This is a genomic window from Cobetia sp. BMC6, assembly GCF_029991385.1.
In the GTDB taxonomy this organism is placed as follows: domain Bacteria; phylum Pseudomonadota; class Gammaproteobacteria; order Pseudomonadales; family Halomonadaceae; genus Cobetia.
In genome coordinates this window covers 1-510 of sequence record NZ_JAKUMF010000039.1, presented here as the reverse complement: position 1 = coordinate 510, position 510 = coordinate 1, and the positions used below count along the sequence as shown (strand labels likewise).

The following is a 510-nucleotide window of genomic DNA, read 5'->3' as shown; positions in this document are numbered from 1 at the left end:
AAATCCACCATGGAGTATTGGGTTCGCAGGCTTCGCGCTGAGCGGGCAGGCAAGGCGCCGCTGAAAGGTGAGGCTCTGACGCCGGAACAGCGTGAGATCCAGGAACTGAAGCGCAAGCTGCGGCGAGTGGAAGAAGAGAAGGCAATATTAAAAAAGGCTACCGCTCTCTTGATGTCGGACTCCCTGAGCAATTCTCGATAATCGAGCGACTTGAAGAGAGCTACGCGGTGCAGCACTTGTGTCAGGTGTTTGGGGTGCATCGCAGTAGCTACCGGGCTTGGCGTAGTCGGGATAGAAGACCTTGTGAGACTGAGCAGAAGCTGCTGGATCAGGTTGTCGAGGCGCATACCGTCAGTAACGGCTCTGCCGGCGCTCGCAGCATTGCAAAAATGGTCACGCAGGCAGGAATACAGTTGAGTCGTTATCGGGCCAGCAGGCGGATGAAGCAGCTGGGGCTGATGAGTTCGCAGCCGCCGAGGCACGCCTACAAGAAGGCTGATCAGCCACACC

The 510-nt window shown here is 57.3% G+C and carries 1 pseudogene; it reads left to right on the top strand.

What is annotated here, in order from left to right:
* Positions 1–201: pseudogene (locus tag MKZ40_RS16885) on the top strand (hypothetical protein); the annotation flags it as partial.
* Positions 202–510 lie beyond the last annotated feature (309 nt).